The following is a 14,104-nucleotide window of genomic DNA, read 5'->3' as shown; positions in this document are numbered from 1 at the left end:
TATCCTTCCAAGCATTCTTTGGCTAGCTACCCCCACCCTACCGAACCGCACAGATGATGCTGAGCGTCCACGATCCATAGCGGTAGCTCATCGTGAGCACATCCCTGGCATCCCGCGGTTCCCTTCGGCGGCTCCACTCAGGCAGAACTCACTCTCCAAGCTTCTGCTTTCCGCACTCTTAATCGTCCACCAGGTTTGATTCACTTGAACCATCATGCAACTGACCTGCGGTGTAAAAGTACATAACGATTGGGTAAAGGTGAAAATTTAGCGTGTTTATACCTAGAATTTACCAAACAGTTTGGTTCGATTGGGTGGTGAAAAGAGCCGCTCTATGAGTCAACGCCGCGTATTCCGCCGCTTCATCTTGCCCACCGCCTGGTTGCTGATCGGCGCACTGATTGCCGTCAGCCTCGTAAAACTCGCCTTTACCGGCAGTGCTTCGGCCCAAGACGACCAGCTATACCCCACCGGTGAAGTACCTGCCGAAACCGTCATGGTGGAAACATCCACCATCGAGAACACGCTGAAAATTGCTGGCAACATCAAGCTCCTGGAATCACAGTCGCTTAATGCCCCGGTAGATGGCGTGGTCAACTGGGCCTTCGTGAATCCCGGAGACAATGCGAGCAAGGGAGATCGCATCTTCCAGATGCGCATTGAAACCATGCCCGAAGCCACCGACCAGGTCGATTCCGAGGGTGACTCCGATGCAACCACCGACCAGGGCTCTTCAGGCTCCGCAAAGCCCGTGGTGAGCTACCGCGATATCTACTCACCAGCCACCGGCAAGGTCACCAAGTTTGATATTGAACTGAATGATGAGGTCACCAAGGGCGCAGATCTAGCCAAGGTGCAGCCGCAGAACTTCACCGCGGTCGGCACCATCAATCCTTTGGACCGTTACCGGCTCACCGATTCAACTCTGGAAGCTACGGTCACCATCGAGGGTGGGCCCGAACCCTTCACCTGCAAAAACCTGCGGGTAGGTGACACTTCCGCACCATCCGCTGATTCTTCCAAGGATCAAGATCCGGATGCCGGCATGGAGACCATGAGCGGTCAATCCGAGACTGGGAACAGCTCAGGCAGCGAAATTTCCTGCGAGGTGCCAGCGGATGTCGTCGTTTTTGACGGGCTCACCATGAACATGGACATCGAGGCCGGCTCCGCCGAGAACGTGCTTACCGTACCGGTCAGCGCCGTGCGCGGATTGGTAGGTCAGGGCGCGGTCTGGCGGCTGGATGAGAACGGCAAGGAAATCCGCACCGAAGTTGAACTCGGAGTTACCGATGGCAAAATCATCGAGGTCATTTCCGGGCTGAAAGCCGAGAGTGAAGTGCTGCGCTACGTTCCAGGATCAGATCCAGTTCCAGATCAGGAATTTGATGAGGAAATGGGAATGGAGATCTACCCCTGATGAGTGCAGCTCAGCTGCTACAGCTCACAGATGTCACCCGCAGCGTGCTGTTGCCCGATGAAAGTCAGCTGCACATCCTCAATGGAATTAATCTGACCGTCACCGAGGGTGATCACATCGCCATTGTGGGACGTTCCGGCACTGGCAAATCTACCCTGCTGAATATCTTGGGATTATTGGACCGGCCCACCTCCGGAACCGTTGCTTGGCGCGGCAAAGATGCCTCCGGACTCAGTGCCCGGCGTGCGGCCGCCGCCCGCGGACGGGATCTGGGGTTTGTCTTCCAGCAATTCAATCTGCTGCCCGGGCGGACCGCCTTGGAAAACGTGATGGCACCGCTGATGTACGCCAGCGGGCGGGACTTCTGGCAACGGCGCAAGCTGGCAAGCGAGGCACTTGACCGCGTGGGGCTTGGCGCCAGGCTCGATTCAGTGCCGCAAACCCTCTCGGGAGGCGAACAACAACGTGTGGCCATCGCACGTGCACTGGTCCGCCGTCCACGGGTAGTGCTGGCCGATGAACCGACCGGTGCACTCGATGTGTCCACCGGGCGTGCGGTCATGGAATTACTCGATGCTGCCACCGTGGACTCGGGTGCGGCTCTGATCACCATTACCCATGATGCCAATGTGGCGGCACTGGCTCGTCAACAGTTCCGTCTGGAATCCGGGCTGCTTCATCCGCTGGGTCTGGAGGTTGCCTAATGAATAGCCTTGCACGCATGGCTACCGGATTTGTTGCCGCGTTGCTCGAAGCCTGGCAAGAGCTGCGCATTCACAAGCTACGGGTACTACTCTCGCTCATCGGCGTCACCATCGCTGTAGCCTCGCTGACCACCGCGGTGGCCGGCGCCTCTATGGCGAAGCAAATGATGACCGAACAGCTTGAACGTCAGGGACGTCCGGCATTGATCTCCACCTACGCGACGGATCCTTCAGGCCTGGGAATCCCGCGCGGCTCGGCAGAAGTCTCGCAGGCTTTCGCCAAGACGAGCGAACGCTTCAATATTGAATACACCTCCATGATTGGTCGAACCTACGGGCCACAGGCCTCCTATCAAGGTCTGAACGCGGAGGCCATGATCCAGGTGGTTGACCCGAGCTACGGGCCAATGCACCGCATCTCCGCCCAGCACGGACGCTGGCTGGAATCCGAAGACGCAAAGAATCTTTCCCCGGCGGTAGTGGTAGACAAGGCGTTGTTCACCGAGCTGGGGCTAGACAAGGCCCCGCTACCGGCAACCATCGAATTAAAGAGCGGCGGCGGTGCCGTCTCGGTGACGGTGATCGGGGCAACCTCCACCAGAGATATGGGCATGGGCGGACAGTTATGGATGCTGCCGCAAACATATGAGCATTGGTTTGCGTCAAGCACCCCTCTGGATGACGTCAGTTATGTCATGTGGGTTCCCATCGAGGGCTCCGAGGAATTAGCCTTCGAATTTGCGCGGCAGATGCGCGCGGAGCTGCCAGGCTACATCGTGGATTCCAACCGTCAGGATTACCTGGCGTGGGGCGCCGACGAAACTCTATCTCAGCTGAGTCTGGTGGTCGGTGGGATCTCAGGCATCATCTTGCTCCTGGGATCTTTGAGCCTGCTCAACGTGGCCATGGTGACCATGAAGCAGAGAATCCGCGAGGTCGGTATTCGTCGAAGCTTCGGCGCTACCACCGGGCGCATCTTCTTCTCTGTAATGATGGAAAGTGTTGTCGCCACGGCTGTGGCCGGCGGACTCGGGGTGATGATCTCGGTGGCATTGGTGACAAATCCGAAGCTGATCAACTCCGTGCTGGCCATGGGGATAGATGACATGCCAGGCTTCCCGGTGGATGCAGCCCTGTTAGGCCTGGGAGTTTCCATCGCTGTGGGCGCGCTTACCGGCGTGCTGCCCGCGTTGGTAGCAGCCCGGGTGCGTATTGTGGACGCGATCCGCGTCTGATCCATTGGTTTCCTAATTCAAATCAGGAACCGCACACATACAAAGGAAGGCACCTGCCAGGAGAAATCCTCGACCGGTGCCTTCCTTTGATCCGTTTAAAGTCCGAAGACTCACGTTGCGGTACGGATATTCGTTTAGTCGGTTCAGTTAGTTACGCTTCAATCATGAATATCAATAAGACTCTCGAACAGCTCGGAAAATAGTTCGTGGGGATGGCACGTGCCTTGGACCTGCTATCGGTTCTTTCCTCAAGAACTAATCCAACTCTTGGTGCAAGCTTCTTCCTCGGTAAAATTTTTGATCTGACCGGCAATTTGATCACGATTGAATGTCGCCTGGATAAGTGATCAGCGTTGTAATTCCGTTGGGCATGATGAATCTGCACTTCAATGGGGGTGGTAGAAATGGGGATGGATTTTAATCGGCGGGTAAATACCTTTGTTCAGTGGCAGGAGATGCGGTTAGCCTGTTCAAACATCCGGTCTAAGCTTTTAGTTCGTTCGTTCAGCGCCGCCGGTCCGAACGGACTACTGATATTTCTGCCGATACATTAAGGCATCAGCTTCTGCAATGCACTGTTCAACGTTGGTCCGCCCTGGCTGAGCTGAACAGTGCCCCATGGCGACAGAAATTCCAGCATCTTCCAAGGCATCTGTGAAAGCTGAGAAATAAGATTCTGTTTGGGATGGAGACACTCCGTTGGCCAAAATCATGAACTCATCGCCTCCATATCGGGCGACACGGCAGGATTCGGTGCTCTTATTCCTCAAGATCTCGCCAGTACGTTGCAACAAATCATCTCCAGCGACATGGCCTTGGATGTCGTTGACCACCTTGAGCCCATTGAGGTCTATCACCGCGACAGACACGGCATCTCCGAACGCCTCAAGACGTTCTTGCGCATCACTAGTGATCTTGTCCCAGCCGCGACGGTTGAGCAGTCCAGTCAAAGCATCTGTTTGCGCCAAAGCATCGGATAGTTCACTATTTCTCCGCTCCCTATCAGCTACTCTCGCGAGCTTCAATTGAGCAGATAGAAGTGAACTGATCAGAGCCACGAGTTCTTCATCTATTTTCTCTTCCTCAGTGAGCGGATCGGTGCGCACCCCGCACAAGACACCAAACATCTCGTCTCGGTCATCTTTGAGGGTATAACCGGCATAAGCACCCACTTTGGCTGAAAATCGCATACTCGAATAGTCGGGATCTAGACGTGTATTTCCCACAACATGAGCAGCCCCATTGACCATTCGACTGCACAACGATTCTTCCCACTCAACACGTTGGCCCGTTGTGAGCAACTGATCCGGCTCAACGTGCAGGTGGACCTGTTCTCCATCAATCACGCGAGAAACTGACCAGTCTGTCAGCGGGGTATGTGCTTTAAGGTAAGCAATAGCTTGCTCTGAAGAATCAGTGAATATCTGGGCACCGTTGAATTCCTGCGTATCTTCCGCGACGCGTGTCATCTTAGGCTTTAACCTCCATACGGCTCTGACGAGAACTTGCAATCAGGGTCATTTAGATTGAATTCAACATACCCTCTGATTGGGAAAGGGATTCAGGTGCCGTACCCAATCCAACTACCCGAATAGCAATTATTAGGATTTTACTCGATGGTGCCCGTTGGATTGGCGATAAGTCTCTTACGCTGATAATTTCCCTTGTGCAGTTGACGAGGCAGCTCCATTCTCCCAAAAATGCTCAATTGGTAGGTTGGCCCATTGAGATAATTCTTTGAAGAGAGAAGACGAGCCAGAGATTGGTATGAGCATCAACTGCAGCGCATTCACTGGAAGTCTTGCATTTGACCGTCCGAGATGCTCACCAACCACCAGGATCTATACACGGCTAATAATAGGGTTGCGAACTGCGCCAGAACCCTCAACACCACAGTAATGAGCGCTAGACGTCAAAAACGGCCGTAGTCGACGCGGGGTCAGAAAGTGGCCTAGAAAGCACTGAACGGTCCGGTGGCGGCGGCACCGGCTAGGGCCAACTGTAGCCTTGGCATCACCCTCTGCCCAAAGGTATTGAGTATCTATCCGGTGATTAGTAGTTACTGGTCGCATGTTCCTTCGCATTGTCTTAGTGTTCATGGAAATCTTATGCATTTCATGAGCTACCTTGCTCGCGCGAAGTCCCACCCAACGTGGTCGGTAGCTGTTACGACCGCCGTTCACTGGTCATCTCGCGCAATGCATACGCAATAAATTTGATGAACTCACGGCGGCGCGTGATACCCAGGCATCACATAATGCAGCCGCACCATTGTCCATACTTACCATCAGGCGTACCGGACGGCCTTGTTCGCCTTTCGAGTCACCGGTCAGATGGTCGAATGACTGCACTTTGGCTGCCTCCTCAAACGCGCGGAGCGAAGAGCAAACTCCGATCCGTTTCGTCATCAATCCGTGAGTGGTCAATAACATTCCCGTTTACTTTTGATTCCCCGGAAAAGACTCATCGGGAGTGCCGGATTCCATTTTCGTCACGGTGTTCTACTCCAGGCAAATCGACCGTCTGGCGGTGTTGCCAGCGAGCTTGGGGTGGCAGCACGTTGATTGCTGATTTGGGCCGGTCCTCAGTAAGTGGACGTCTTCATGACGTGGAAGCAGGGTTTCGATTGAAAATCGCAAAATCTCCCCTCCTGTCTTTGCAAAGCAGTGCATTTAAGGATTTGGCCGAGGGAACTAAACTGATGGTTTCATGCGGTTGAATCGCTGGAGCTATAGAGATGTTCCGCACATCTTCCACTCAAATTAGACAAAGTCATCTCCATGCTGATTAGGTCATTCGTAAAGATTCACTTCCTTACGGCGCAGTTCCCCTCCAAAATTTGCGGGGCATGAGACTTTATTAGATTCGGCCGGGAACATATCCTTAGTAGATCACTCCACGAAGATCACCGAGCGCCTGAGGCGAAACCCGGGGAACGCGCCTGAATAGGTTTCAGGAAAGCTCGTGGTCCAGCAGCTATCGATGGCTGCTGTCAACGGAGGAAGATATGAACACACCAGAGCTACATGCAAATGCCATCCAGCGCTTTAATGAGCTCATGCAGTGTCCCGAGACCAGAAGACACCTCATCGCCTACGGATGGGTCGAAGGCATGCCGGCAGTTTTTGCGCACAGCGCCGAGCTGGTAGAAGATGTCATGGGTTTTGTTTCCGTTCATGGACGTGCCGTGCTTCTGATTCTCACCGGTACTCAGTCCGAGGAACTTCAGCTATGGCATATCACGGTCCCCAGCCCCATATTCGCTAAAGTTTCCCCGGTGCCGGCCGGGACTACAATTGCAGAGCTCTGTGTCAGGCACAGCGAAAACAGGCTTACGACTTTCCGGGTCGCTTTTTGGGCCCACAGCGCCGCCATCCACCAGATCCCCCTCTACGTCAGTAGTGATAACAATGCTACAGAGCATCCACTGACACCTCGATACAGCTAAGACATTCGTTCAATCTCTTAAACGGGTCCTGAGTTCCGTAGCAATTCTGACCAGCCGTCAACTATCAATTTCGGCGCCTCGTATCTATTCACGGGAATACAGCTCCACGGTCCGATACAGTTTTGACTGGCAAAATCCCGGTTTATTCCGCCATTCCTCGGATTCATTCCAGATAAAACACCAGGCCACAGAACTCCTGAAATTCATGTGTCGACGTGATCTACGGCCGAACATGTAAGCGATCTCGTCGGATCACACGAAGGTCGCGAAAACCTCGGTGAGTACGACTGGGACCCGGGAATACCAATAGTGATGACCGCATCTTCAGAATCTGTCGATGATGTCATGAACAAAGTATCTACGCATCGATGTTCGACACTCGTCTCCACGCTCGATCCGGGTGCCGACGGTTTCAATCTCTGGTACGTTTCCATGCCGGATCCCATATTGAATCCAGACGACTTCGAAAGAGATAACGCTCAGATCCACGAGCTTTTACTCGCACAAAAAACTAGGGCTCGATAACTTTCCGAATAAAGTATTGGCATTCCTGCGCTACTGCACACCGCATCCCGGTGTTCCACCCATCCGTAAACTCGAACATCTCCGGGTAGCGATTGAGCCTATGCCCCTTTAGCATTCAGCCGAGGACAGAGTGGGAAAGCTGCAGTGTGCATTACGGCCCGCGGCCAGTCACCGGGCATGCCGCTCAGCCAGAGCTGCATGATTCTCATGCCAGTCATCAAGTGCGTTGATCGCTCACGATTTATCAGTGTTAGTCGACCTCGGAATCCGAGCCTCGTATTTCCAATCGGATGGATCAAGGATCCGTCGTGTGTGGCCTACGAGTTCGGATGCTCGTGTGACCCGGGAGAATGATTCTGCAGGTCTTGCTTCACCGCGTCGGGGCTTTCTCCTGCCGCGAGACGATGCACTGCCTCCAGCAGGTCCTGGACCTCGGCAACGCGGTGAGACCAATAAGCGGTATCTAGTCCGAAACCGTTAACCGACTCCTGGGCAAACTGCTGCAAACTGTCGCGGTGGGTTTCCAAAGCGCTGGTCAGGTCATCGTACTGGTCATGCGAGAGAGACAGATGAATGTTTTTACGGTGAGTGTTCACGGTGAATTCCTGGGTTGTCCGATAGCCCTGCGGTTCATTGACACTACTGCCGGGTAACAGGTATACGTCAAGGCCGAAGTTGATTACTCAGCAACCCCACAAAATCCGAAACTAGCTAGGCTGAAGTACACCGTGCTGAATAACAGGCCCCGCGCCAGGAGACGCGTGAAATAGGATTGTACTGGGCAAGTCTAGAGGAAGATCTTCCGGATTCACCATGACACAGACCTCACCGGCAGAAAAATTTCCCGAGCCCTACCAGCAGCTGCTGAAGTGAAAGTCAGCAAGGACACTGAATGGTTTACAGCTATATGCACACTTAAACAACTCTTCAGGACGCACCAGCATCTATCCCTGCACGGGGTGGGGCATGTCAATTGATAGCTTTCTTTCGAGGTAAACGTCCTCATGCTGAGGGTGGATCACACCAAAGAACTAGACACGAAGGCCACTCCTGCTGAAACGAGCAATACCTGGCCAGAGCGGATGAAAGGCAGAGCAATTCACATTCAGGTGCATCCCATAAACGTTTGACACCGATTGTTCACTTGTTCAATTAGTGATGGTGAGGATGCAGTTGGAACTGTGGGTCTGTGTTCCCGGAATACCGCCCAGCCCTGTACTGCGTCACGCCCTAGCTGCGCCAAGTTTGCCAAACAATTCGGTTTCAGCGAGGAGAGCAAGAACCTGGAAATCATCCACCAAGCGGACTCTAATTCTGATCGAAATCGACCGGGCTGGGCTTAGCGTGGAGCGCCGCAACTAACCTGTGACTTCGCCCTACCTGAGTATTCCAGCTAAACCATTGATACGGTTCGCTAGCTTCTGTTTGAATGTTGAAAATTGAACATGCACTACGTTGCGGAGGTATTGGAATGTCCAGATCAGAATCGGCACAGGGGCGTCCGATGGAGGATGATCCTCAAGTCAATGAAGGGACCGCCGTCGATACCCGCCGAAAATATGCGAATGCGCCGGACCCGGAAGACGATTCAAAAACGGATTCACCGACTCAATTGCACGCTAGCTCGTGGAAATACATTTTCAAGAGGTCGGTACATGAGTTCTCGCGTAACAAGTGCACTGACCTCGCAGCATCGCTGACCTACTTCGCAATGCTATCCATCTTCCCGGGGCTCTTGGCTATGGTTTCCCTGCTGGGAATTGCAGGTCAGGCGGAAACCACCACACGGAACATGGTCAGTATTTTGGATCGGCTCGCCAGCGCTCAGGTAGTCGAGACACTTAAACAGCCAATCGAGCAACTCTCCGCTGCCCCGTCCGCAGGTCTTGCTCTGGCCGTCGGTCTAATTGGCGCACTGTGGAGCGCTTCCGGTTATGTAGGAGCTTTCGGTCGCTCAATCAACCAGATCTATGATGTTCAAGAGGGTCGGTCAGCGTTTAAACTGAAGCCGTTAATGCTGCTCATTACGCTGGTGTTACTGCTATGTGCTGCGCTTTTGGTGGTTCTGCTTGTCATCTCGGGACCGCTGGCGCGCACTTTGGGCGATCTCATCGGCCTCGGCGAAACGGCAATCCTGATTTGGAATATCGCTAAGTGGCCGGTCATCGTCTTAGCCGCGGTCTTCATGATCGCTCTACTCTACTACGGCACACCCAATGTCCGGCAACCCAAAATCCGCTGGATCAGCCTCGGTTCAGCGATCGCTCTGCTGATCCTCAGCGTAGCAACCCTTGGGTTCTTCTTTTACGTCTCGCACTTCTCTAACTACAACAAAACCTACGGCGCTATTGGCGGTGTCATCGTTCTGCTCTTGTGGATTTGGATCGGAAACCTCTCATTGCTCTTCGGTGTGGTGTTCGACGCGGAAGTTGAACGGGCACGCCAACTTCAATCGGGCATCCCCGCTGAAAGCTCGATTCAGTTGCCACCTCGTGACATCAAGGCGAGTGAGAAACAACTTGCCAAGGAAGAAAAAGATGTCCGGCAAGGCAAGGAACTACGCATTTCAGCAGAGCTCCAACATGAGGATGACAAGGAGCAGGCTCGGGGCAAACCTGATACCAGCGAGTAAGGAGGAGTTGAGCGCCATATTCCTACGCCGGCCATCGTTTGCGGCACTACCCTGGCTGCGCAGGTATCTGCTTGCTTCGAAGTATGCAATCACTCCAGGTAGGCCACAACAGCCCAGCCCAGTTCGATGCGGTCCTTAGCGTCCGGGTTGCGCCGAAACGGGACGATCTGCGTTTTCACCGGCAGCACTTAGCCAACTGGAACATGCAACCGGACAAGAGACTCCGTCCATAATCAGCGAAGGCATGCTTGAAATGACTCGGTGGGGCTATGCCACGTAAGAAAACTTTTAAAATCCTGAAAGCAAAGGTAATTCGTGTTTTTGAGACATAACATGATCTCCAGGTTCCGCGGTTGACCGACGAGCGTGGGGACGTTCAGGAACGTAATATACCTTCGTGTTCGGCGATGGTTACGTTCAGACCGCTTGCAGGAGCCCCGACGCAGAAATGTGAAAGGGCTCCTGCAATCTCACATATAAACTCCTGCCGTTTGGCAGTCGAACTTTTTCGTCTTCTGCAGCGCCAGCGAACTCGTGGTGAACGCGAAGATACTCCATAGACCGGGCTCCTCGCTACTGACTCACTTCAGGGATATTACTGCGGAGATTAGAGAACTGGGCGAGGACGCATGCGTTCCAGAAATATACATTTGATGAAAATGGATGACCTCAGTCAAAACCCCATTTATTTCATTTGACTAGCTTGGCATGGCGAGAAGTGCGGTTCCTCAGCGAGCTATGAATTTATGCCGTTTGTCTTTCTCAGTTGTTGCGACCTCGTTCGCATATTGAGCACTGCTCTGCCTTCGTAGAACGATGATTGATCTTTCTCAGATCTCGAAGCTGAGAGAATCCTTAGGATTTTCAATAACACCTTTTCGGATTATCCGAGGTCTCTAGTCTTTTTCACGTAAGGGCAAGTTCTGGACTTTAGTGGAAGGCACGAAATGAGCAACGACAATTTTTCAAGCTCCACCCCATCACCATATTTGCCGGAGCCGGGATCTGGGCAAGAAACTCTCCGCCCTGCCACACCCATCCTGCGCAATGATCAGTTCCTCCCGGAACATGTCGACATCTCCGATGATCTAGACATGCAGGATTCGACGTCACAGTCCAACCTGAGCAGTGACGCTGACACGGCTAAGGACCTTGCACAGGAAGGTCAGCACGCAGCGGCTGAGGTGCTAGATACCGCCAAGCAAGAAGCATCCCTCATCGGTGAACAGGCCAAAGAACAAGCAGCGGACCTTTTTGCGGAGCTCAGCTCGGATCTGCGCGAACAAGCATCGCTTCAGCAGCAGAAAGTCGCAACAAATTTACGCGACATCAGTGACGAGTTCCGCACCATGCTGGATCAGTCCCAGGCTTCCGGCACTGCGGCCACCCTCGTTGACCAGGCCTCCCATCACAGTGGACAGATCGCAACTTGGCTCGATCAGCGAGAACCCGGCGAACTGGTCGACGAGGTCAAGCAGTTCGCGCGTAAACGTCCGGGAGCCTTCCTGGGTATTGCCCTAGGCGCAGGGCTCTTAGCAGGACGAATCACGCGTAATGCGAGCGCCTCGAAGCAAGGCGAGCGGGGCAGTGAAAACATTTCAGCGAATAGCTTGAAAGCCCCGAAGGGTACCAACCCCGTGACCGGCTCGCCGTCACCGGCTGCCGGGAACCTAGCTCAAGCGACAACGCCACACTCGGTCTCGACAGAGCCACAATCGCAGGCCCCTGACGAAACAATTGACGTTGATCCACTGCGCTCATATCCCCGTGAAGATCCACGCTCCGAAGACTACAAGTAGGAGGAACTGATGACTCATTCGTCTTCAGATTTCGAATCAGACGATTCGCGTAACGGGGAGCAACACACGCTTGGCGCTCTCTTTAGCGATCTCACGCAAAATGTTTCGGTTTTGGTCCGGCAAGAGATTGAGCTTGCGAAAACCGAACTGAAAGAATCGGCGAACAACGCTGGCCAGGGCGCAGGGATGTTTGCCGGAGCCGGAATCGCAGCGCACTTCGTATTGCTTTTCCTCTCCTTAGCAGCCTGGGTGGGTGTAGCGCAGTGGCTTGGTTACGGATGGTCAGCAGTGATCATCGCTGTTGTCTGGGCAATTATCGCCGGAACCCTGGCCGTCTTAGGACGGAAAAAGATCAAGGAGATCAAAGGGCTGCCTGAGACGGCTGGCACAGTAAAGAAAATTCCTTCAGCTTTTACTCCGAAAGAGGAAAACTCATGAACAAGGATGCAGACGAACTCAGGGCCGAGATTGCTCAGACCCGAGAAGAACTACGTAATGACGTTGATGCCATTGTGGATAAGGCGAGTCCGACTCGAATTGCCCACCGACAAAGCGAGAAGTTCAAAAACTCTGTGACCAAAGTGAAGGAGTCAGTGATGGGAAGCGGAGAAAGCGTGAGCGATCATACCCAGCGTTTGACGCAGGAAACGTCAGAAGCAGTGCATGACGCACCGCATAAAGTTGCTGATAAAACTCGCGGAAATCCGCTGGCCGCAGGATTGATTGCTTTCGGTGCCGGTTTACTTGCGTCCTCGTTGATTCCCTCGACTCGTGCAGAGGCGGAACTGGTGCAAAAGGCTAAGGATAAGGCCGAACCGCTGGCTTCCGAACTCGGTGAGGCAGCCAAGAAAATTGCTAGTGATCTGAAAGAACCAGTAACTGCCGCAGCTGAAGAGTTGAAAAACTCGTCGATGCAATCCATGGAACGAGTCAAATCCGAGGCTTCTGGTGAGACTGAGCGTCTTCAGCAAGAGGCTAAAGGCAGCATGGACGAATACAAAAATTAAAGATAGCTAGCTATCTTTCGTATGCTGGCCGGTGAGCTCATGAGCGTTCACCGGCCGGCCTACAGATTAACGCGAATGTTATTTGTCCACCTCGCCACATGTTGCGATGCTAACTGATGATCGGTCGGCAAGGTTCAACAATTTCCACGGAAATAAGCACTGGCGGTCCCAATTCCCTGTAACGGACAAAGATCCTCAACTTTTGAATTTCGATTGCTTCATGTTTGGGTCTTAAGCCAAGAATCCAGTTTCCGCGCGAACGATCGCACAGACAAAACCGTCAATAGATTTTTAATGGCCACTCGTAAAATTTACCCATGGCAAGCCAGCTCGCAAATCGAGACATTCCTGGATGACATGCTTTGGTCATCAGAAGACATGGCCATATCTAGTCGAGCAGACACGCCCGCAGAAACTAAAAACTGGTATTGGGTCAGTACTCCCAGATTGCTCGCTTCGTCTACCCCGGGTTAGGTCAGGACGTTCCTTGCTCCCCCGTCGTTGCCCATGGCCGCTTCTCCACGACGATGGGTAGCATCTGGCCTTGTTCGGTGTTGCCAGAGAAACTATTAATCTGATCGACCATACTCGTACTTTAAAGTGCTGACGATTGCTTCCAAGTATCATGGAGCCCATCCAAAATCGGCATTTCAACGATGAACGAACCTGATAAAGGGGAACTAGATGACACCGCCGGAGAGCTCACCAGAATCCACGCCCGACGGACATTACCTCATCATCAAAGGTAGGAAATGGCGCGCTAGTAATCCCTCAATTCCTCCAAAACTTCGCCTAGAACTGGTCGATGAACTAATGTCGGCCCGCCGGGCGGTCAAGGACGGAAGTACTGGCGTCAGGAAACGAGTAAACGACGCGAAAGTCGCCCTTGGAGAACGTGGCCAACCCTGGTGGGAAGATCCCGACCCGACAGCGCTGAATGAACGAATTACGGCGACCATTCGCGCCTTATTGAGGAAACGAGCCGGTGCTTCCATCTGCCCGAGCGATGTGGCACGCGTGGTAGGTGGACCGGAAGATGCTTGGCGCAAATATATGAACAATGTACGACAGATTACTGCAGAAATGGCCGCCGCGGGTGAGGTCAAGGCCACCCAAAAAGGAAAAACAGTGGAAGCCGACAACGTTCGCGGACCTATTCGAATTAACCGCACAAGCCCAGAAATATGAGCAGCTATGGCTCTGATTTTTCAAAAACGGTCGCCAGCCAGTCAGATCTTGTAATCAAACACCCGTGAACCGATATGCGCTTCAAACGCCGCAACCGTAGAATCAAAAACATCACGCTGCACATTACTGATCGCGTTCTTCGCATC

11 protein-coding genes are annotated in these 14,104 nt (G+C 53.3%); 9 read left to right on the top strand and 2 right to left on the bottom strand.

The features are described from left to right. Positions 1-334 precede the first annotated feature (334 nt). From VJ369_RS08395 to VJ369_RS08385, 3 genes are read left to right on the top strand one after another with little or no spacing between them, the layout of a single operon-like run. Entirely contained in the window at positions 335-1,420 is a 1,086-nt protein-coding gene (locus VJ369_RS08395; protein ID WP_324091630.1) for an efflux RND transporter periplasmic adaptor subunit, read from the top strand. Beyond that, the gene (locus VJ369_RS08390; RefSeq protein WP_324091629.1) at positions 1,420-2,124 is read left to right on the top strand and encodes an ABC transporter ATP-binding protein; all 705 of its coding nucleotides are present in this window, start codon (positions 1,420-1,422) and stop codon (positions 2,122-2,124) included. Before VJ369_RS08395 ends, VJ369_RS08390 begins: the two co-directional genes overlap by 1 nt. After that, on the top strand, positions 2,124-3,359 hold the full coding sequence (locus VJ369_RS08385; protein ID WP_324091628.1) for an ABC transporter permease: 1,236 nt from the start codon (positions 2,124-2,126) through the stop codon (positions 3,357-3,359). Before VJ369_RS08390 ends, VJ369_RS08385 begins: the two co-directional genes overlap by 1 nt. Before the next feature lie 527 nt (positions 3,360-3,886). Here VJ369_RS08385 and VJ369_RS08380 read toward each other — a convergent pair. Next, the gene (locus VJ369_RS08380; RefSeq protein WP_324091627.1) at positions 3,887-4,828 is read right to left on the bottom strand and encodes a GGDEF domain-containing protein; all 942 of its coding nucleotides are present in this window, start codon (positions 4,826-4,828) and stop codon (positions 3,887-3,889) included. A 1,538-nt stretch (positions 4,829-6,366) separates the two neighbouring features. On the opposite strand from VJ369_RS08380, the gene VJ369_RS08375 reads away from it, so the two are divergent. Continuing rightward, complete coding sequence (locus VJ369_RS08375; RefSeq protein ID WP_324091626.1) at positions 6,367-6,807, top strand: hypothetical protein; 441 nt, start codon at positions 6,367-6,369, stop codon at positions 6,805-6,807. 842 nt (positions 6,808-7,649) lie between these two features. Here the strand turns inward: VJ369_RS08375 and VJ369_RS08370 are convergent. Next, a complete protein-coding gene (locus VJ369_RS08370) occupies positions 7,650-7,928 on the bottom strand; it encodes a hypothetical protein (protein ID WP_324091625.1) in 279 nt (92 codons plus the stop codon). Positions 7,929-8,803: 875 nt separating this feature from the next. On the opposite strand from VJ369_RS08370, the gene VJ369_RS08365 reads away from it, so the two are divergent. The 5 genes from VJ369_RS08365 to VJ369_RS08345 all read left to right on the top strand — a co-directional run bounded on the left by VJ369_RS08365 (position 8,804) and on the right by VJ369_RS08345 (position 13,958). Beyond that, positions 8,804-9,964, top strand: coding sequence for a YihY/virulence factor BrkB family protein (locus VJ369_RS08365; protein ID WP_324091624.1), 1,161 nt, complete (start codon positions 8,804-8,806; stop codon positions 9,962-9,964). 947 nt (positions 9,965-10,911) lie between these two features. After that, positions 10,912-11,763, top strand: coding sequence for a hypothetical protein (locus tag VJ369_RS08360; RefSeq protein ID WP_324091623.1), 852 nt, complete (start codon positions 10,912-10,914; stop codon positions 11,761-11,763). A 9-nt stretch (positions 11,764-11,772) separates the two neighbouring features. After that, positions 11,773-12,201 carry a phage holin family protein gene (locus VJ369_RS08355; protein WP_324091622.1) on the top strand — a complete coding sequence of 143 codons (429 nt, stop codon included), beginning with the start codon at positions 11,773-11,775 and terminating at the stop codon, positions 12,199-12,201. After that, a complete protein-coding gene (locus tag VJ369_RS08350) occupies positions 12,198-12,770 on the top strand; it encodes a DUF3618 domain-containing protein (RefSeq protein ID WP_324091621.1) in 573 nt (190 codons plus the stop codon). The genes VJ369_RS08355 and VJ369_RS08350 overlap by 4 nt, the downstream gene beginning before the upstream one ends. Positions 12,771-13,454: 684 nt before the next feature. Continuing rightward, positions 13,455-13,958: a DUF3253 domain-containing protein gene (locus VJ369_RS08345; RefSeq protein WP_324091620.1), complete on the top strand. Its 504-nt coding sequence runs from the start codon at positions 13,455-13,457 to the stop codon at positions 13,956-13,958. The last annotated feature ends 146 nt before the right edge of the window (positions 13,959-14,104 follow it).

It is taken from the genome of Glutamicibacter sp. (genome assembly GCF_035257265.1).
GTDB lineage: Bacteria > Actinomycetota > Actinomycetes > Actinomycetales > Micrococcaceae > Glutamicibacter.
This window is presented reverse-complemented; position numbering and strand designations above follow the sequence as displayed.